Below are 20,518 nucleotides of genomic sequence, written 5' to 3'. Positions count from 1 at the left end.
TGCTGCTTAACGGATCCGAATTACTTCAGGATCTTGGCGACGACGCCGGCGCCGACGGTACGACCGCCTTCACGGATGGCGAAACGCAGGCCTTCTTCCATGGCGATGGGAGCCAACAGCTTGACCGTCATGGCCACGTTGTCGCCCGGCAGAACCATTTCCTTGTCGGCCGGCAGCTCGATCGTGCCCGTCACGTCCGTCGTGCGGAAGTAGAACTGGGGACGATAGCCTTGGAAGAACGGAGTGTGACGGCCGCCTTCTTCCTTGGACAGGATGTACACCTCGGACGTGAAGTCCGTGTGCGGGGTGATCGAGCCCGGCTTGGCCAGAACTTGACCGCGCTGGACGTCTTCACGCTTGGTGCCGCGCAGCAGGATACCCACGTTGTCGCCGGCTTGACCTTGGTCGAGCAGCTTGCGGAACATTTCCACGCCCGTGCAAGTCGTCTTGACCGTCGGAACCAGACCGACGATTTCGATTTCTTCGCCGACCTTGACGATGCCGCGCTCGATACGGCCGGTAACCACCGTGCCGCGACCCGAGATCGAGAACACGTCTTCAACCGGCATCAGGAACGCGCCGTCAACGGCACGCTCAGGCGTCGGGATGTACGAGTCCAGAGCGGCAGCCAGGTTCATGATGGCCTGTTCGCCCAGTTCGCCCTTGTCGCCTTCCAGCGCCAGCTTGGCCGAACCCTTGACGATCGGGGTGTCATCGCCCGGGAAGTCGTACTTCGACAGAAGTTCGCGAACTTCCATTTCCACCAGCTCGAGCAGCTCGGCGTCGTCAACCATGTCAGCCTTGTTCAGGAAGACGATGATGTACGGCACGCCAACCTGGCGGCTCAGCAGGATGTGTTCACGCGTTTGCGGCATCGGGCCGTCAGCGGCCGACACAACCAGGATCGCGCCGTCCATTTGCGCGGCGCCCGTGATCATGTTCTTCACATAGTCAGCGTGGCCCGGGCAGTCAACGTGCGCGTAGTGACGCGCTTCCGTTTCGTACTCGACGTGAGCCGTGTTGATCGTGATGCCGCGAGCCTTTTCTTCAGGAGTCGCGTCGATCTGGTCGTAGCCCTTGGCTTCGCCGCCAAACTTGTTCGACAGAACGGTCGTGATCGCCGCCGTCAACGTCGTTTTGCCGTGGTCAACGTGACCAATCGTACCCACGTTCACGTGCGGCTTGGTACGTTCAAACTTGCCTTTTGCCATGATCTCTATCCTTTAACTTTCAAGGAAACTTGATTTCTGCCAGGGCCGCCCGGCTGGGCGGACCTGACAAGGGTTATTTACTTGGCCCGAGCGGCGATGACTTCGTCAGCGACGTTCTTGGGAGCCTCGGAGTAATGCTTGAATTCCATCGTGTACGTGGCACGGCCTTGCGTCAGCGAACGCAGGTTCGTGGCGTAACCGAACATCTCGGCCAGGGGCACTTCAGCCTTGATGGTCTTGCCGCCGCCAACCATGTCGTCCATGCCTTGAACCATGCCGCGACGCGAGGACAGATCGCCCATCACGGTGCCAGCGTAGTCTTCGGGCGTTTCGACTTCAACGGCCATCATCGGTTCCAGCAGCACGGGGCTGGCCTTGCGCAGACCTTCCTTGAATGCCATGGAGCCGGCCATCTTGAACGCGTTTTCGTTCGAGTCCACATCGTGGTACGAACCGAAGAACAGCGTGACCTTGACGTCGACGATCGGGTAGCCAGCCAACACGCCCGAAGGCAGCGTTTCCTGGATGCCCTTGTCCACCGCGGGGATGTATTCGCGAGGAACCACACCGCCCTTGATGGCGTCCACGAATTCGTAGCCGCCGCCAGGAGCCAACGGCTCGACCTTCAGCACCACGTGACCGTACTGGCCACGGCCGCCCGACTGCTTGACGAACTTGCCTTCAACTTCGTCGCAGGTCTTGCGGATGGTTTCACGGTAGGCCACTTGCGGCTTGCCGACGTTGGCTTCAACGCCGAACTCGCGCTTCATGCGGTCGACCAGAATTTCCAGGTGAAGCTCGCCCATGCCGGAAATGATGGTTTGGCCGGATTCTTCGTCGCTGCGCACGCGGAACGACGGATCTTCCTGAGCCAGACGCGACAGCGCCAGACCCATCTTTTCCTGGTCAGCCTTCGACTTGGGTTCCACGGCCTGCGAAATCACGGGCTCCGGGAAAATCATGCGTTCGAGCAGGATGTGGGAGTCGATGTCGCACAGCGTTTCGCCGGTGGTCACGTCTTTCAGACCCACCACGGCGGCGATGTCGCCTGCCAACACTTCCTTGATTTCTTCGCGGTTGTTCGCGTGCATCTGCAGAATGCGGCCGATACGTTCCTTCTTGCCCTTGATGGGGTTGTAGACCGTATCGCCCGACTTCAGGACGCCCGAGTAAACGCGCACGAAGGTCAATTGACCCACGAACGGATCGCTCATCAGCTTGAATGCCAGAGCCGAGAACTTCTCGCTGTCGTCAGCCGAACGCTTGACGGGATTACCGTCGTCGTCCATGCCGTCAACCGGGGGAATGTCCACGGGCGAAGGCAGGTAGTCGATAACTGCGTCGAGCATGCGCTGCACGCCCTTGTTCTTGAACGCGGTGCCGCACAGCATCGGCTGGATTTCGCCAGCGATGGTGCGTTGACGGATGGCCAGGTTGATTTCGGCTTCGTCCAAGGAACCCGTTTCCAGGTACTTGTTCATCAGCTCTTCCGACGACTCAGCGGCGGCTTCAACCAGCTTTTCACGCCATTCGTTCGCCAGACCTTCCAGCTCGGCCGGAACGTCCTTGTAGTCGAACTTGGTGCCTTGGCTGGCCTCGTCCCAAATGATCGCCTTCATCTTGACCAGGTCGACCACGCCTTGGAACGTGTCTTCGGCGCCGATGGGGATGACGATCGGCACGGGATTGGCGCGCAGGCGGTTCTTCAGCTGGTCATAGACCTTGAAGAAGTTGGCGCCGGTGCGGTCCATCTTGTTGACGAAGGCCAGACGCGGCACGCCGTACTTGTTGGCTTGGCGCCACACGGTTTCGGACTGGGGCTGAACACCGCCCACCGCGCAATAGACCATGCAAGCACCGTCCAGGACGCGCATGGAGCGTTCCACCTCAATGGTGAAGTCCACGTGTCCCGGGGTGTCGATGATGTTGATGCGGTGCTCGGGGTAATTGCCGGCCATGCCACGCCAAAACGCCGTCGTAGCAGCCGACGTAATGGTGATGCCACGCTCTTGCTCTTGCTCCATCCAGTCCATGGTGGCTGCGCCATCATGCACTTCGCCAATCTTGTGATTGACGCCGGTGTAGAACAGGATACGTTCGGTCGTGGTGGTTTTCCCTGCATCGATGTGCGCAGAGATACCAATGTTGCGATAGCGCTCGATCGGGGTTTTGCGGGCCATGGTGGATTAGTCCTTAAATTACCAGCGGAAATGGCTGAAGGCCTTGTTGGCCTCTGCCATCTTGTGCGTGTCTTCGCGCTTCTTCATCGCGGCGCCACGACCTTCGGAGGCGTCGATCAGTTCGCCAGCAAGACGCAGATCCATCGACTTCTCGCCACGCTTCTTGGCGGCTTCACGGAGCCAACGCATAGCCAGGGCCAGGCGGCGCACGGGGCGCACTTCAACCGGCACTTGGTAGTTGGCACCGCCAACGCGGCGGCTCTTCACTTCGACGATCGGCTTGATGTTGTTGATCGCCAGGCTGAAAACTTCGATCGGCTCTTTGCCGGTCTTGGTTTGCACTTGCTCGAGGGCGCCATAGACGATGCGCTCGGCGACGGCCTTCTTGCCGTCCAGCATGACGACGTTCATGAACTTGGCGAGTTCGACGCTGCCGAACTTGGGATCGGGCAGAATCTCGCGCTTGGGTACTTCGCGACGACGGGGCATTGTTGCTTCCTTGTGTCTGTTCAGTTGAACCGTGTTTCATTACACGGCCATGGCCGTCCATTGGGACGACCCCTTACGTGCCGCGCACCTTCCCATCATCTGGATGGCGCGGTCGCACTTCCCTGGTGACGGACTTCCGCCACGTGGGGGTACTGCTGACTCGTTATTAAGCCTTCTTCGGGCGCTTGGCGCCGTACTTCGAGCGGGCTTGCTTACGATCCTTGACGCCTTGCAGGTCGAGGGAACCGCGCACGATGTGATAACGCACACCCGGCAAGTCCTTAACACGACCGCCACGCACCAGAACCACCGAGTGCTCTTGCAGGTTGTGGCCTTCACCGCCGATGTACGAAATGACTTCGTAACCGTTGGTCAGACGCACTTTGGCAACCTTGCGCAGAGCGGAGTTCGGCTTCTTGGGGGTGGTGGTGTACACGCGAGTGCACACGCCGCGGCGTTGCGGGCAGTTTTCGAGCGCGGGGCTCTTGCTTTTGATGATGCTGACTTCGCGCGGCTTGCGCACGAGTTGGCTAATGGTAGGCATGACCTTTCAAATCCCTTTTACGTACCACTGGTAAGTACTTACGTACTCGTCTCCTCAAGAGTGTTCTTTCGGAGAAGGCAGTTCGCGCAAAACCGCCTCAAACGTTCGTATACGTAAAAGAGCGGGCTTGCCAACAAACCATGACAAACGCACAAAACTGGATGCGGCCAGAAAACAGTCGGACTGATGGACCCGTAAACAAAAGGCTCGTGACGCACCTTGGCTTCCGGATCCTGAACTGTTTCCTTTAAGCGTACAGATTTTGCGCGCGAAATAAAGCAGTAAGCCCTTTAGCATAACTGAGATCAAGGCGTACTGTCAAAGTTTTTTGTAAGCGTGGCGACGTCGCGCGTTGGCGTCAGAAGACGGCCAGTTAGGCGTGACTCTTGAAAATTGGGGCCACGTACACGGAAAATGCGGGACACACCCGGGGCGGCGCGTAAAAGCAATCTAAGGATAATCCCTGCCCCGCGTACGCACTGTGTGCAGTGTACTCGCCTCCACTACTGATCGGTGAAGAGATAGCCGCTGCCATATACCGTGCGGATCGGAAGCATCACGCCCGCCTGCTCGGCCTTGCGGCGCAGACGGCTGACGATCACGTCGATGCTGCGGGCGCTGCTGGCCCGCACGCCGCCACCGTCAACCCGCAGTTCGTCCCCCAGTTCGTCGCGGCCGACAGCCCTGCCCGCCACTTCCAGCAGCGCGCGCACGATCAAGCGCTCATTGGCCGACAACGACAAGGTCACCCCGGAGGGCGCCGCAAGCGTCCAGCCCTGGTCTCGCAGTTCCCATAGGCCGGCGCTGCTTTCTTCGGCCGGGGGCTGACCCGCGGTGGCGGGCAGGCGGCGTGCCAGGGACAGCAAGATGCAGGCCAGCTCCCGAGGATCCTGGGGGTCCGGCAGGCATGCGTCGGCGCCGCTCTGCAGGCAGCGCAAGCGGCTGTCCACCGACAGGTCACGGCCGGTCACCACGATGCCCAGGGGCGCCGAACCATGCAGGCGCGCCACGAGGGCATAGCCGATTTCGCCCGAGGTTCCGATATCGAGGACCACGGCATCATAGTGCCCGCCGTTGAGCAACCCGAACAGTTCGAGCGAGGTCGAACAGCCGCGTGCCGATATTCCGGCATGCAGCAACGTAGATACCGCCGCGCTACGAGCGACCTCGTCCGGGGACATCATAAGTATGCGCAATTGATTCATATCTGCTCCGCTCAGCAATCCCGCCCCTTGCTCCGCCTGCTGTGTCCGCGGCTGGTGAAATGGTTGAGACAGTGTGGCGCGCTGTTGCGCAACAACTCCAGTCAAGATTCGTCAATTTTGCAATGTTTGACAGTTCCTGCCATAACGTTGCCGGCACGGGTGCTGCCCGAGTTATCATTCGATTACACAAATTCCCTCACCTCTTGCAATAGGGCGCCACAGGGCGCGCTTGCGTAGCAAACCTCCGCGAGAACTCGTCTGATGAAAATCGCGTCGCTGGAAGACGACCTGGACCAGGCTCGGCGCATCCAGCAAGTTCTGACCGCCGCTGGATATACCTGCACCAGCTATCACCAGGGCCGGGACTTGCTGGCAGCCTTGCGCACCGAGATCTTCGATCTGGTGCTGCTGGATTGGCATCTGCCCGACATCGACGGCGACGATGTGGTCCGCTGGCTGCGCGCCAACATCGGCGCCCGCATTCCCGTCATCTTCCTGACCAATCGCTCCAGCGAGGATGACCTCGTGGAAGGGCTGCGTTCCGGCGCGGACGACTACATCGTCAAGCCCATGCGCCCCCTGGAGCTATTGGCCCGGGTCGCCGCATTGCTGCGGCGCAGTCAGATCTCCGAACCCGCCAACGACGCGTTCGAGGTCGCGCGCTACCGCATCGAGCCCGCGGCACGCACCATTTCTCTCGACGGCATCGCCATCCCGCTGCCGCCGAAGGAATTCGAGCTGGCGCTGCTGTTTTTCCGCAACGTGGGCCGGCTGATGTCGCGGGACGTGTTGGCCGAGTGCGTGTGGAACCGGGAAATTCCCGCCACGTCGCGCACGCTGGACACCCACTTGTCGAATATCCGGCAGAAGCTTTCACTGCGTCCCCAGCACGGCGTGCGACTGACATCCTCTTATGCGCTTGGCTACCGGCTGGAGCTGATCAGCCCGTCCGAAGACAGCCAGACCAGCCCGCCTTAGCCGCGTTGCGCGAATCCCTGGAGAACCGATTGCCATGAGCCGCTTCCGCGCGCTTTCTTTGCTTGCCCTGCTTTCCTGCATTGCCCTTGGCGCCCCCGCGCGCGGCCAACCCGCCGGCGCGTTGGGCGAGGACTTCATCTTTCGTGTGCGCCAAGGCGACACCCTGATCGACCTCGCCGCCCAATACACGCGCAACCAGGCCAACTGGAGCCGGTTGCAGACGCTGAATAAGATCGTTACACCGGAGCGCCTGCCCATCGGACTGGAACTGCATATCCCGCTCTCGATGATTCCCGTGCGCGACGCGCAAGCACGCGTGGTGCACGTCAGCGGCCGGGCCGACATGGACGGCAAGTCCCTGCAGCCCGGAACGCCCGTGACGGAAGGCAGCACCGTCGCCACCGCTCCCAACGGGTTTGTCACGCTGGAACTGGCTGACGGCTCCAAGCTCACCCTGCCATCCGACGGCACGGTAGAGCTGACCCGCCTGCGCCAATTCGAAGGCACCGCATTGACCGACTCGGTCATCAATGTCCGGCGCGGAAGCGTGGAATCATCCGTCGCCCCCGCCGGCAAGGGCGTGGGCCGTTTCGAGGTCCGTACTCCGGTGGCGGTCACGGGCGTGCGTGGCACGCGGTTCCGCGTGCAAAGCGGCCCCCAAGGCGCGCACAGCGAAGTGCTGGAAGGCAGCGTCCGGCTGCAGGCCCATGCGCCGGGCGCGACGCCGGCCCGGCCGGTTGCGGTCGCCGAAGGCTATGGCGCCGCGGTCGGCGCCGACGGCGGCGTGTCCGGCCTCAGGCCCCTGCTGACGGCGCCGCAACTGGGCGAACCCGTACGCGCGGGCGGCGCCTGGACCAGCCCCTTCCCTGCCGTGGCTGGCGCGCAAAGCTATCTGGTGCGCGTATCGCGGGATGCCGATGGCACGCTGCCGGTATCGTCGGCCAGCTTTCCCAGCAACGACATCCGCTTCACCGCCCCCGGGCCCGGCACCTTCTACGTATTGGTGCGCGCCGTCGACAACCTGGGTTTGAACGGACAGGACGCGGTCCAGGCCTTCGAAGGCGCGAATATGCTGATGACTTCGTTCGGCCTGAGCGTCGGCAGCGGCACGGGCGGATTCGTGACGCTGACCGAGTACTAGAGCCCGCTTCATGGCCGACGGCACCGACTCCCAGGACCGGCCCTCACGCTCATGGCTATGGTTGACGGTGGCGCTGGCAGTGCTGGCCGCCATCCTGGGTTCGTTCAATGGGCTCGGCCGGCTCGACCAGGTTCTCTACGACCGCGCGGTCATGATGACGGGACGCGCCGCCGACCCCGACATCATGATCGTGGCGATCGACGACGCAAGCATCGATGCGCTGGGACGCTGGCCCTGGCGGCGCGCGGTCCATGCCGCGCTGCTGGACCGCCTGAGCGGCGCCCGCGCCGTGGGACTGGACCTGATTTTCGCGGAACCGGACACGGTCAACCCCGACGATGATCGCATCCTGGCCGACAGCATCCGACGCAACGGACGCACCGTGCTGCCGGTGGTGCTGGACCGCGTCAGCAACCCGACCGCCATCGGCCTGCCCATCCCCGAACTGGCGCGGGCCGCCGCCAACACCGGCTTCATCAATGCGCTGATCGACCCCGACGGCATGGTGCGCGAGGCCGCGCTCACGACCCAATTCGCCGGCGACCGCAGAAACCATATGGCGATCTCGATGCTGGAGGTCGGCGGGGAAGCGGAACGGGCGCAACGCCTGCTCGAACGCGCAAATCCGGAAGGCCGAATCTTGATCCCCTATTCCGGTCCACCCGCCCACACGCGCACCGTGTCTTACCTGTCCGTGCTGCGGGGCGACCTGCCGCCGGAGGAACTGCGCGGAAAGTATGTGCTGGTGGGCGCCTGGGCCACGGGTTTGGGCGACGATTACCCGACGCCGGTATCCCACGATGTCAGCGGCATATCGGGCGTGGAGATCATCGCCAATATCCTGGACGCCGCGCGCACCGACATCGCCTACCAGCGTCCGCCGGCCTGGTGGAATGCGCTGTTCGCGGCGTTGCCCGTACTGCTTGCCTGCCTGGCCCTGTGGCGCCTGTCGCCCAAGCAGGCACTGCTGGTCAGCATCACGCTGTTTGCCGGAATCCCGCTGGCCGCGTGGCTGCTGCTGGCCTACGCTTATCTGTGGTTTGCCCCGACGGCGGCGCTGGCCGGGGTGGCGCTGTGCTACCCGTTATGGAGCTGGCGCAGCCAGGAGGCCGCGTTGCGCTACATGGACAACGAACTGCGCCGCCTGCAACGCGAATACCCGCCGATTCTCAATGAAGCCCGCGCCCAATCGACCAGTCCCAACGCATCGCTGGAAAGCCGGGTTGGCGAATTGCGGCGCGCGCTGGCTCGGGTGCGCAACCTGCGGCGATTCCTTGCCGACGGCCTCGACGGCATGCCGGACGCAACGCTGGTTTTCGATCAGGACGGCCGCATGCAGTTCCGCAACCAGGCCGCGATCATGTATTTCCAGAGGCTGGGCATACGTCCTCCCCGGGTCGGCCGTCCAGCTGCCCATCTGCTCGAAAAGACCATCTCCGACGAAGCCTCGAGGCACCGGGTGGCCGAGGCGCTGAGCGGCCAAAGCCCCGCCGGCGCCGCGTCGCCCTGGAGCGCCGACCTGGAGGTCCGCGATCATGCCGGGCGCGACCTGATCCTGAAGTGCGCCCCCATCCATACCGCCGAGGGCCTGTTCGCCGGCACCGTGGCCACGCTGACCGACATTTCCCGCATCCGCCAGGCCGAGCGTCAGCGCGAGGAGACCTTGCGCTTCATCTCCCATGACATGCGCGCGCCTCAAAGCTCCATCCTGGCGCTGGTGGAAATGGCGCAGGACGCGAAAGGACAGGGCAACCAGGGCGACTCGCTGAAGCGCATCGCAATGCTGGCCAATCGCACCCTGCATCTGGTCGACGACTTTGTCCATCTGACCCGGGCCGAGTCCATGACGATCAGCACGGTGGAACTGGATCTGGGCAGCCTGTTGCAGGACGGCGTCGACGATTTCTGGGCCTCCGCCAACAAACGCAACATCGTGCTGGACTTGAAGATGCCGCTGCCTGTCGCGCACACCCGCGGTGATCAGACGCTGCTGGTGCGCGCCCTGAGCAACCTCATCGACAACGCGATCAAGTACAGCCCTCCTGGTACACGGATTGAATGCGGCATCGAGGAAGAGCGGGGCTTCTGGCGGGTGAACGTACACGACCAGGGCCAAGGCATCGCGGCGCCGGATATCGCCCGGCTTTTTGAGCCCTTCTCGCGCGTGGGCGTGGAGTCCCGCGGCGATGTTGGCGGCGCGGGGCTCGGACTTGCATTTGTGCGCACCGTGGCCGAACGCCACGGAGGGGTCGTCGAGGTCCGCAGCGAACTGGGGGCCGGTTCGGTCTTTACCCTGCGCCTGCCCCGCGCGTAGCTGGCGCTTACTGGAAGGTATGCGAAATGACCGCTGCCTTGCCCGCCCTGACCTCGAGCGTCATGCGCAATGGCGGCAGATCCGCATTGCGCAGGACCACCTGATATTTTCCTGGAATCAGCTTCACCTCCTTCACCGGAGGGCTGATGCCACGCGCCACGCCGTTGATCCACACCTCTCCCCAGGGACGAATGTCCAGACGCACGACGACCGGTACCGGCTTGGGTTTGGGCGCTTCCTCGGCTGCGGCAGACGCCTCCGGCGGCTCCTGCGCCGCGGGCGCCAGAGGGGGCACCGCAGGCGACGTCACGGCGGAATCGGCAGGACTCGCTGGCGTGTCCGCCGCGGCGACGGCGCCCTGCGGCACCAGAGTCGGCAAATCGCCGGGAACCTGGGATGCGGAAGGTGGAGGAACCGCGGTTGGGGCGATGACAGGCGGAACCTGCTGCGGCAAGGGATGCACCACGGGAGGGTTGGGTTGCACAACCTCCGAGCGGGTAATCAGGGCATTGGGCGTGCCGATTCCCGATTGGAACCAGGCATATACGCCCGCGCCGATGAGCGCGACGATCAACAGCAACCCCAGCAAAGGTCGGCGCCTGCGGGCGGGCTGGCCTGCTTCCCGCAGGCCGGCCGCAGGCGCCGCCGTGGCCGCGCTTTCGCTCGCTTCGGTTGTGCCCTGCGCGGGTTCTATATATGCCGCCACGCCCAAGAGGGCGGCCAGTTCGGCCAGCGTCTGCGGCCGATCCTGCGGATTCATCGACAGGCCAGAATCGATGACGCTGAGGAAATCCTGGCCATACTTGGCCAGCCCTAGCGAAGCCAGGGGTTGATAGGTGTCCCTGGCGCGACGTTCGGGCGCCGGCGGCGGCCGGCTGCCGGTGACGAGCGCATGCGCCACCGCGCACAAGGCATAGATGTCGCTCCAGGGACCGCGCGGCCATTCCATCGAGTCGGTGTACAACTCGAACGGCGCGAAGCCGGCGGCCGGCGTCCGGCTGGCGCGGCGTGAGCGCGCAACAACCAGTTCGGGCAACAGATGGGCGCGCGCGCCCTCATCCATGCCCACGGTCTCAAGAGAAATATCGCCGCAGATTTCTCCCTGCGCATGCAGGGCGATAAGCGAGGGTAGCAAGTCGGACAGAAGCCGCTTGATGCGCGTTTCCGGAACACCACCGGCCGCACTGGCGGCGATGGCGCTCAGCGGGCGCAAGGCCAGCGGCGCGGCGCCGGAAAAGGGGCCACGCGGCGTCAACAAGCCGGCGGAAGAAGACATGATCGAGGCTGCGCCAGGGCGCCAGAACGGGTTTAAGGGTTGATAGGCGGAATATTATCCAATCCGCAACATAAGGACATTGCCGAAAATGTCCGAGCGCATCAGGCTGTGGCACGATAGCGTATCGCCTCATCACTCTACATCTCTGGAAGCCATGAAAATTCGCGTTATGAGCAGTCTGCTCGGCTTATCCGCCCTTCTGGCTGGTTGCGCCGGCATTAATACCCTGCAGCCCGAGGCCCCACCAACCGCCGAAGCTCTGGACAAGCTGCAACAGGTGCGCGATCAGTACAGCGCCGGCCGCTACGGCGAAGTGATCCGCAGCGTCGCCACCTCGGACTCGTTGGCGTCCTCCTCCAAAGCCGTGCGCATCGAGGCCTACAAGCTCCAGGCGTTCAGTTACTGCGTCACGCGCTACACGCAGCTTTGCGAAGACAGCTTCACCCGCATCCTCAGCCTGGACCCCTCTTTCGAACTGGCCGCCAACGAAGCTGGCCATCCGGCCTGGGGCCCGGCCTTCCAGCGCGCTCGCGCGCAGGTCGCGAAGTAGTCTTTCCGCACCCTTTCTTTCGCACGTAAAAAAGGCCGCTGATTCGCATCAGCGGCCTTTCTGCTTTCAGGCATCCCCGCGCCGCAACCGCGCGCGGGGAGCCTGTCCGGGGTGTTCCGCTTATTCGGCGGAATCCTCGGTGCCGGTGTCGGAAGCCGGGGCCTCCGCGTCCGAGCCCACCGTGACCGGCGAGTCTTCGAACGGGTTGGCCTGCTGGCGAGCGGCTTCGCGTTCCGCCGCCTCCAGTTCTTCCTTGTCGCGGCGTGCGTGGTGGTAAGCCAGGCCGGTACCCGCCGGAATGAGGCGGCCGACGATGACGTTTTCCTTCAAGCCACGCAGGTCGTCGCGCTTGCCCATGATGGCGGCTTCGGTCAGGACACGGGTGGTCTCCTGGAACGAAGCGGCCGAGATGAACGAGTCGGTCGACAGCGAGGCCTTCGTGATGCCCAGCAGCACGTTGTCGTAGGTAGCCGGGAGGCGATCTTCAGCCACGGCGCGGTCGTTCTCGTTCAACAACTCGGAGCGCTCGACCTGCTCGCCCGGGATGAACTCGGTGTCGCCCGCGTCGACGATGTTCACGCGACGCAGCATCTGACGAACAATCACTTCGATGTGCTTGTCGTTGATCTTCACGCCCTGCAGACGGTACACGTCCTGCACTTCGTCGACGATGTAGGTCGCCAGCTTCTCGATGCCTTGCAGACGCAGGATGTCGTGGGGATCGGCCGGGCCGTCCACGATCATTTCGCCCTTGTTCACGACTTGGCCGTCGTGCACCAGAACCTGCTTTTCCTTCGGAATCAGGAACTCGTGGCTCACGCCTTCCAGGTCGGTGATGACCAGACGCTGCTTGCCCTTGGTGTCCTTGCCGAACGAGACCGTACCGGTAACGTCGGCGAGCATGCCGGCGTCCTTGGGCGAACGGGCTTCGAACAGTTCGGCCACACGCGGCAGACCGCCGGTAATGTCGCGGGTCTTTTGCGATTCTTGCGGAATACGCGCCAGAACTTCACCCACGGCAACCTGCAGGCCGTCGCGCACGGTAATCAGCGCGCCCACCGGGAACGAGATGTTCACCGAGTGATCGGTGCCTGCGATCTTGACGTCTTCGCCGCTTTCGTTGACCAGCTTGATCTGCGGACGCATGACGATCTTGCCGCCACGGGTCTTCGGCGTGATGACGACGAGCGTCGACAGGCCGGTGACTTCGTCCACCTGCTTGGCAACGGTCACGCCTTCTTCGATGTTCTCGAAGCGGACGGCACCGCCGTATTCCGACACGATCGGACGGGTCAGCGGGTCCCACGTCGCCAGACGGGCGCCAGCCTTCACGGTATCGCCATCGCCCACCAGCACGGTCGCGCCGTACGGGATCTTGTGGCGTTCGCGTTCGCGGCCGTTGTCGTCGAAGATCGCCAGTTCGCCGGAGCGCGAGATCGCAACGCGTTCGCCCTTGGCGTTCGTGACGTAGCGCATCGTGCTGGCAAAGCCGACAACACCGCTGGACTTCGTTTCCACCGCGCTGGCCAGAGCCGAACGCGATGCCGCGCCACCGATGTGGAACGTACGCATGGTCAGCTGCGTGCCCGGTTCACCGATGGACTGAGCAGCGATAACGCCGACTGCTTCGCCCTGGTTGACCGGCGAACCACGACCCAGGTCGCGGCCGTAGCAGTGTGCGCACAGGCCGTGACGCGTTTCGCAGGTCAGCGGCGTGCGGACCTTGACTTCGTCCACGCCGATGCGGTCGATGGTGTCGACCAGATCTTCGTCCAGCAGGGTGCCGGCAACGATGGCCGTTTCCTGCGTGTCCGGGTTGACGATATCCACGGCGGCAACACGGCCCAGGATACGGTCGCGCAACGGCTCGATGACTTCGCCGCCTTCAACCAGGGCTTTCATGTTGTAGCCCTGCGACGTGCCGCAGTCGTCTTCCGTGATGACCAGATCCTGCGTCACGTCGACCAGACGACGGGTCAGGTAACCCGAGTTCGCGGTCTTCAGTGCCGTATCGGCCAGACCCTTACGCGCGCCGTGAGTGGAGATGAAGTACTGGAGTACGTTCAGGCCTTCACGGAAGTTCGCGGTAATGGGCGTTTCGATAATGGAGCCGTCAGGCTTGGCCATCAGGCCGCGCATACCGGCCAGCTGGCGGATCTGGGCGGCCGAACCGCGGGCGCCCGAGTCAGCCATCATGTAGATCGAGTTGAACGATTCCTGGCGCACTTCCTCGCCGTGACGGTTGGTCACGGGCTCGGTCGCCAGTTGTTCCATCATCGCCTTGCCGACCTTGTCGCCAGCCTTGCCCCAGATGTCCACAACGTTGTTGTAGCGTTCCTGGGACGTGACCAGACCCGACGAGTACTGCTTGTCGATTTCCTTCACTTCGCGGCTGGCTTCGGCCAGGATGCCTTCCTTGGCGGTCGGGATCAGCATGTCGCCCATGGCGATCGAGATGCCGCCGCGCGTGGCCAGCTTGAAGCCGGACTGCATCAGCTTGTCCGCGAAGATCACCGTGTCGCGCAGGCCGCAACGGCGGAACGACTGGTTGATCAGGCGCGAGATTTCCTTCTTCTTCAGTGCCTTGTTCAGCACCGTGAAGGGCAGGCCCTTCGGCAGAATTTCGGACAGCAGCGCACGGCCGACCGTCGTCTCGTGACGACGGATCACCGGTTGCCATTCGCCAGCCTCGTCGCGCTCGTGTTCCTTCAGACGCACGGTGACGCGGCTTTGCAGCTCGACTTCGCCGTTGTCATAGGCACGCTGCACTTCAGCGACGTCGGTGAAGAAGATGCCTTCGCCGCGGCCGTTGATGCGCTCGCGCGTCGTGTAGTACAGACCCAGCACGATATCCTGGGACGGCACGATCGACGGTTCGCCGTTAGCCGGGAACAGCACGTTGTTGGAAGCCAGCATCAGCGTGCGCGCTTCCAGCTGGGCTTCCAGCGACAGCGGCACGTGGACAGCCATCTGGTCGCCGTCGAAGTCGGCGTTGAACGCCGCGCAAACCAGCGGGTGCAGCTGGATCGCCTTGCCTTCGATCAGGACCGGCTCGAACGCCTGGATGCCCAAACGGTGCAGCGTGGGCGCACGGTTCAGCATGACCGGGTGTTCGCGGATGACTTCTTCCAGGATGTCCCAGACCACCGGTTCCTGGCTTTCCACCAGCTTCTTGGCAGCCTTGATGGTCGTGGCCAGGCCCATCATCTCCAGACGATTGAAGATGAACGGCTTGAACAGTTCCAGGGCCATCAGCTTGGGCAGGCCGCACTGGTGCAGCTTGAGCTGCGGACCCACCACGATGACCGAACGGCCCGAGTAGTCGACGCGCTTGCCCAGCAGGTTCTGACGGAAACGACCGCTCTTGCCCTTGATCATGTCGGCGAGCGACTTGAGCTGGCGCTTGTTGGCGCCCGTCATGGCCTTGCCACGGCGGCCGTTGTCCAGCAGCGAGTCGACGGCTTCCTGCAGCATCCGCTTTTCGTTGCGCAGGATGATTTCCGGCGCCTTGAGCTCCAGAAGACGCTTCAAGCGGTTGTTGCGGTTGATGACGCGGCGGTACAGGTCGTTCAGGTCGGAGGTCGCGAAGCGGCCGCCATCCAGCGGCACCAGCGGACGCAGGTCCGGCGGCAGCACGGGCAGCACTTCCATGACCATCCACTCGGCCTTGATGCCCGACTTCTGGAAGCCTTCCAGCACCTTCAGGCGCTTGGAGATCTTCTTGATCTTGGCTTCCGAGCTGGTGGCCTTCAGTTCGCCGCGCAGCGTTTCCACTTCGCGGTCGATGTCGATGGTGCGCAGCAGTTCACGCACGGCCTCCGCGCCCATCAGGGCACGGAAGTCGTCGCCGTACTCTTCGGTCTTGGCGAGGAAATCGTCATCCGACATGATCTGGCCGCGCTTGAGCGGAGTCATGCCGGGTTCGATCACGCACCAGGCTTCGAAGTACAGAACGCGTTCGATGTCGCGCAGGGTCATGTCGAGCACCATGCCCAGACGCGACGGCAGGCTCTTCAGGAACCAGATGTGCGCGACGGGGCTGGCCAGCTCGATGTGGCCCATGCGTTCACGGCGGACCTTGGCAACGGTAACTTCAACGCCGCACTTCTCGCAGATCACGCCACGATGCTTGAGGCGCTTGTACTTGCCGCACAAGCACTCGTAGTCTTTGATCGGGCCAAAGATCTTGGAGCAGAACAGGCCGTCGCGCTCAGGCTTGAACGTGCGGTAGTTGATGGTCTCGGGCTTGCGAACTTCGCCGTAGGACCACGAACGGATCTTCTCGGGCGAGGCGATGCCGATCTTGATGGCATCGAATTGCTCGTCTTGCGAGACTTGCTTAAAGAGGTCGAGTAGCGCTTTCATTAGTTACGCTCCAAATCCATGTCCAGGGCCAACGAGCGGATTTCCTTGACCAGCACGTTGAACGATTCCGGCATGCCGGCATCGATGACGTGGTCGCCCTTGACGATGTTTTCGTAAACCTTGGTGCGACCGTTGATGTCGTCCGACTTCACCGTCAGCATTTCCTGCAGGGTGTAGGCGGCGCCGTATGCTTCCAGCGCCCACACTTCCATTTCCCCGAAACGCTGACCGCCGAACTGCGCCTTGCCACCCAGCGGCTGCTGAGTCACCAGCGAGTACGGGCCGGTGGAACGCGCGTGCATCTTGTCGTCGACCAAGTGATGCAGCTTCAGGTAGTGCATGTAGCCGACAGTCACGGGGCGTTCGAATTTCTCGCCCGTGCGGCCGTCGAACAGCCATGCCTGCGTACGCGAAGGCGTCAACGCCATGCGCGCGGCGACGTCGTCCGGATAGGCCAGTTCCAGCATCGTGGTGATTTCCTCTTCGGTCGCGCCGTCGAAGACGGGCGTCGCGAACGGCACGCCGTTCTTGAGGTTCTGGGCCATTTCCATGACTTCTTCGTCGGTCAGCTCGTCGATGCGCGCACCGGTACCGGTCGTGTTGTAGACCTTGTCCAGGTATGCGCGGACGTTCTTGACCTGCGCCGTGCGCTCGTCGCGCAGCAGATCGGCAATGCGGTGGCCCACGCCCTTGGCAGCCCAGCCCAAGTGAACTTCCAGCACCTGGCCGACGTTCATCCGCGAGGGCACGCCCAGCGGGTTCAGAACGATGTCGGCCGGCGTGCCGTCAGCCATGTGCGGCATGTCTTCCACCGGGGTGATGCGCGAGACCACGCCCTTGTTGCCGTGACGGCCTGCCATCTTGTCGCCAGGCTGCAGACGACGCTTCACGGCCAGGTAGACCTTGATCATCTTCAGCACGCCCGGGGGCAGCTCGTCGCCCTGCGTCAGCTTCTTGCGCTTCTCTTCGAAGGCCAGATCGAACTGGTGACGCTTCTGCTCGAGCGATTCCTTGGCCTGTTCCAGCACGACAGCGTGCGGCTCGTCGGCCAGACGGATGTCGAACCACTGCCAGCGGTCCAGATCAGCCAGGTAAGCCTTGGTGATCGTGGCGCCCTTGGCCAGCTTGCGCGGGCCGCCGTTGACGGTCTTGTTGACCAGCATCTTTTCGATACGGTCGAACTGGTCGTTTTCAACGATGCGCAGCTGGTCGTTCAGGTCCTGGCGATAGCGGCGCAGCTCATCGTCGATGATGGACTGGGCGCGCTTGTCGCGCACGATGCCTTCACGCGTGAACACTTGCACGTCGATCACGGTGCCGGTCATGCCCGAGGGCACGCGCAGCGAGGTGTCCTTAACGTCGGACGCCTTTTCACCGAAGATGGCGCGCAGCAGCTTCTCTTCCGGCGTCAGCTGGGTCTCGCCCTTCGGCGTGACCTTGCCGACCAGCACGTCGTCGGCGCTGACTTCGGCGCCGATGTAGGTGATGCCGGAATCGTCCAGACGGTTCAACTGCGTCTCAGCCAGGTTGCTGATGTCGCGGGTGATTTCTTCCGGACCGAGCTTCGTATCGCGAGCGACAACCGTCAGTTCCTCGATGTGCACCGAGGTATAGCGATCGTCAGCCACAACCTTTTCGGAGATCAGGATCGAGTCTTCGAAGTTGTAGCCGTTCCAGGGCATGAACGCGATCAGCATGTTCTGACCCAGGGCGAGTTCGCCCAGGTCGGTCGATGCGCCGTCGGCCAGCACGTCACCCTTGGCGACCTTGTCGCCACGCTTGACGATGGGACGCTGGTTGATGTTCGTGTTCTGGTTGGAACGCGTGTACTTGATCAGGTTGTAGATGTCGACGCCGACTTCGCCAGCGACGTTTTCTTCGTCGTTCACGCGAATCACGACGCGCTCGGCATCAACGTGGTCGACCAGGCCGCCACGCAGCGCTTGCACGGTGGTGCCCGAGTCAACGGCCACGGTGCGTTCGATGCCCGTACCCACGACCGGCTTTTCCGGACGCAGGCAAGGCACGGCCTGGCGTTGCATGTTGGCGCCCATCAATGCGCGGTTCGCGTCATCGTGCTCCAGGAACGGAATCAGCGATGCGGCGACCGACACGATCTGCGACGGGGCAACGTCCATGTAGTGCACGTTGGCCGGTGCGGTCAACATCGTTTCGCCGGCTTCACGGCAAGCGACCAGGTCGTCGACGAACTTGCCTTCTTCGTCCAGCGCGGCGTTAGCCTGCGCAATGACGTAGTGGCTTTCTTCGATAGCCGACAGGTAATCGATCTGCTCGCTGACGCGGCCGTCGATAATCTTGCGGTAAGGCGTTTCCAGGAAGCCGTACTCGTTCAGACGAGCGTACAGCGCCATGGAGTTGATCAGGCCGATGTTCGGGCCTTCCGGCGTTTCGATCGGGCAAACACGGCCGTAGTGGGTCGGGTGCACGTCGCGGACTTCGAAGCCGGCGCGCTCGCGGGTCAGGCCGCCCGGGCCCAGTGCGGAAACGCGACGCTTGTGCGTGATTTCCGACAGCGGGTTGGTTTGGTCCATGAACTGCGACAGCTGGCTCGAACCGAAGAACTCCTTGATGGCTGCCGAGATCGGCTTGGAGTTGATCAGGTCGTGCGGCATCAGGTTTTCCGTCTCGGCCTGGCCCAGACGTTCCTTGACGGCGCGTTCGACACGCACGAGGCCGGCGCGGAACTGGTTTTCGGCCAGTTCGCCCACGCAACGCACGCGACGGTTACCCAAGTGATCGATGTCATCGATCTGGCCACGGCCGTTGCGCAGCTCAACCAGCACCTTGATGGTTTCAAGGATGTCTTCGTTGGTCAGCGTCATCGGGCCGGTGATGTCTTCACCACGGCCCAGGCGGCTGTTGACCTTCATGCGGCCAACGCGCGACAGGTCGTACGTTTCTTCGCTGTAGAACAGGCGCTGGAACAGCGCTTCCACGGCTTCTTCGGTGGGCGGCTCGCCAGGACGCATCATGCGGTAGATGGCAACACGCGCGGCCATCTGGTCGGCGGTTTCATCGGTGCGCAGCGTTTGCGAGATGTACGGACCACGGTCCAGGTCGTTCGTGTAGAGCGCCTGAATGTCGTGGATGTTCGCGGCGCGCAGGGCGCCGAGCACGCTTTCCGTGATTTCGTCGTTGGCGTTGGCGATGACTTCGCCGGTATCTTCGTCAACGATGTTCTTGGCCAGCACGCGGCCGTACAAGAAGTCTTCGGGCACGGAGATACGCTGGATGCCGCCGGCAGCCAGGTCGCGCAAATGCTTGGCATTGATGCGCTTGTCTTTTTCGACAATGACCTTGCCATCGCGGTCGGAGATGTCGAAACGGGCCATTTCGCCCTTCCAACGTTCCGGCACGAATTCCATCATCGCGCCTTCGCTCTTCAGTTCGAAGTTATCGAAGTCGAAGAAGTTGGCCAGGATGGATTCCGGCGTCATGCCGATGGCCTTGCACAGAATCGTGACAGGCATCTTGCGACGACGGTCGACACGGAAGAACAGGACGTCCTTCGGGTCGAATTCGAAGTCCAGCCACGAGCCGCGGTAAGGAATCACGCGGGCCGAGAACAGGAGCTTGCCGGAGCTGTGCGTTTTGCCGCGGTCATGTTCGAAGAACACGCCAGGCGAACGGTGCAGCTGCGACACGATGACACGCTCGGTGCCATTGATGACAAAGGAACCCGTGCCCGTCATGAGCGGAATTTCGCCCATGTAGACTTCCTGTTCCTTCACTTCCTTCACGGTCGGCTTGCTGACTTCGCGGTCAAGCAGCACCAGGCGGACCTTGGCTCGCAGGGGCGAGGCATAGGTCAGGCCACGTTGCTGACATTCCTTGACATCGAACACCGGTTCGCCGAGCACGTAGCTCACGAACTCCAAGCGCGCCATACCGTTGTGACTAACGATCGGGAAAATCGACGAGAACGCCGCCTGCAAACCGTCGGCTACGCGATCGGACGGGGCGGTATCCGCCTGCAGGAAAGTTAGGTAGGATTGAAGCTGTGTCGCCAAAAGGAAAGGAACGTTTTGAACGTCTTCACGCTTGGCGAAGCTTTTGCGGATGCGCTTTTTTTCGGTGTACGAGTAAGGCATGAGCACTCCGACTCGAGGTTGCATGGGCCGTCAACCACGGCCCCAGGTGATACGACTCCAGGAAACCCCACTGAATGGGCATGACCCCAGTAGGGGTTTCCTGGAAACGCAAAAGCCCGGGGACTGCAAACTGTGCTGTCCCCGGGCAGTTGA

Annotated in this window: 12 protein-coding genes; 4 read left to right on the top strand and 8 right to left on the bottom strand. The window is 62.7% G+C overall.

Annotated features, from left to right (window positions below; genetic code table 11):
* Nucleotides 1–20 precede the first annotated feature (20 nt).
* The 5 genes from tuf to HLG70_RS21970 form a co-directional block, all read right to left on the bottom strand.
* Complete coding sequence (gene tuf, locus HLG70_RS21990; protein WP_057285896.1) at nt 21–1,211, bottom strand: elongation factor Tu; 1,191 nt, start codon at nt 1,209–1,211, stop codon at nt 21–23.
* A gap of 77 nt (nt 1,212–1,288) precedes the next feature.
* The gene (gene fusA, locus HLG70_RS21985; RefSeq protein ID WP_057285222.1) at nt 1,289–3,391 is read right to left on the bottom strand and encodes an elongation factor G; all 2,103 of its coding nucleotides are present in this window, start codon (nt 3,389–3,391) and stop codon (nt 1,289–1,291) included.
* Between the two features lie 18 nt (nt 3,392–3,409).
* The gene (gene rpsG / locus HLG70_RS21980; RefSeq protein ID WP_006216561.1) at nt 3,410–3,880 is read right to left on the bottom strand and encodes a 30S ribosomal protein S7; all 471 of its coding nucleotides are present in this window, start codon (nt 3,878–3,880) and stop codon (nt 3,410–3,412) included.
* Nucleotides 3,881–4,046: 166 nt separating this feature from the next.
* The gene (gene rpsL, locus HLG70_RS21975; protein WP_005017264.1) at nt 4,047–4,424 is read right to left on the bottom strand and encodes a 30S ribosomal protein S12; all 378 of its coding nucleotides are present in this window, start codon (nt 4,422–4,424) and stop codon (nt 4,047–4,049) included.
* 503 nt (nt 4,425–4,927) lie between these two features.
* Nucleotides 4,928–5,608 carry a response regulator transcription factor gene (locus HLG70_RS21970; protein WP_434082296.1) on the bottom strand — a complete coding sequence of 227 codons (681 nt, stop codon included), beginning with the start codon at nt 5,606–5,608 and terminating at the stop codon, nt 4,928–4,930.
* A 282-nt stretch (nt 5,609–5,890) separates the two neighbouring features.
* Here HLG70_RS21970 and HLG70_RS21965 point away from each other — a divergent pair, with 282 nt between their 5' ends.
* The 3 genes from HLG70_RS21965 to HLG70_RS21955 are packed head-to-tail and all read left to right on the top strand — an operon-like array spanning nt 5,891 to nt 10,062.
* On the top strand, nt 5,891–6,607 hold the full coding sequence (locus HLG70_RS21965) for a response regulator transcription factor (protein WP_171667604.1): 717 nt from the start codon (nt 5,891–5,893) through the stop codon (nt 6,605–6,607).
* A gap of 34 nt (nt 6,608–6,641) precedes the next feature.
* Complete coding sequence (locus HLG70_RS21960; protein ID WP_171667605.1) at nt 6,642–7,748, top strand: FecR family protein; 1,107 nt, start codon at nt 6,642–6,644, stop codon at nt 7,746–7,748.
* Between the two features lie 10 nt (nt 7,749–7,758).
* Nucleotides 7,759–10,062: a CHASE2 domain-containing protein gene (locus HLG70_RS21955; protein WP_171667606.1), complete on the top strand. Its 2,304-nt coding sequence runs from the start codon at nt 7,759–7,761 to the stop codon at nt 10,060–10,062.
* Nucleotides 10,063–10,069: 7 nt separating this feature from the next.
* Here HLG70_RS21955 and HLG70_RS21950 read toward each other — a convergent pair whose 3' ends face one another.
* On the bottom strand, nt 10,070–11,338 hold the full coding sequence (locus HLG70_RS21950; RefSeq protein ID WP_171667607.1) for a serine/threonine protein kinase: 1,269 nt from the start codon (nt 11,336–11,338) through the stop codon (nt 10,070–10,072).
* A gap of 154 nt (nt 11,339–11,492) precedes the next feature.
* Between HLG70_RS21950 and HLG70_RS21945 the strand changes: the two genes are divergently transcribed.
* Entirely contained in the window at nt 11,493–11,888 is a 396-nt protein-coding gene (locus HLG70_RS21945; RefSeq protein ID WP_171667608.1) for a TssQ family T6SS-associated lipoprotein, read from the top strand.
* 120 nt (nt 11,889–12,008) lie between these two features.
* Here HLG70_RS21945 and rpoC read toward each other — a convergent pair whose 3' ends face one another.
* Together rpoC and rpoB are read right to left on the bottom strand one after the other, a co-directional pair.
* Entirely contained in the window at nt 12,009–16,253 is a 4,245-nt protein-coding gene (gene rpoC / locus HLG70_RS21940; protein WP_171667609.1) for a DNA-directed RNA polymerase subunit beta', read from the bottom strand.
* Nucleotides 16,253–20,365 (bottom strand): DNA-directed RNA polymerase subunit beta, encoded by a 4,113-nt coding sequence (gene rpoB / locus HLG70_RS21935; RefSeq protein ID WP_171667610.1) that lies wholly within the window; start codon nt 20,363–20,365, stop codon nt 16,253–16,255. Before rpoB ends, rpoC begins: the two co-directional genes overlap by 1 nt.
* Between the last annotated feature and the right edge of the window lie 153 nt (nt 20,366–20,518).

The organism is Achromobacter deleyi (assembly GCF_013116765.2).
Taxonomy (GTDB): Bacteria; Pseudomonadota; Gammaproteobacteria; order Burkholderiales; family Burkholderiaceae_B; genus Achromobacter; species Achromobacter deleyi_A.
Note: the sequence above shows the minus strand (reverse complement) of the source record. Positions and strands in the feature narration are given on the sequence as shown.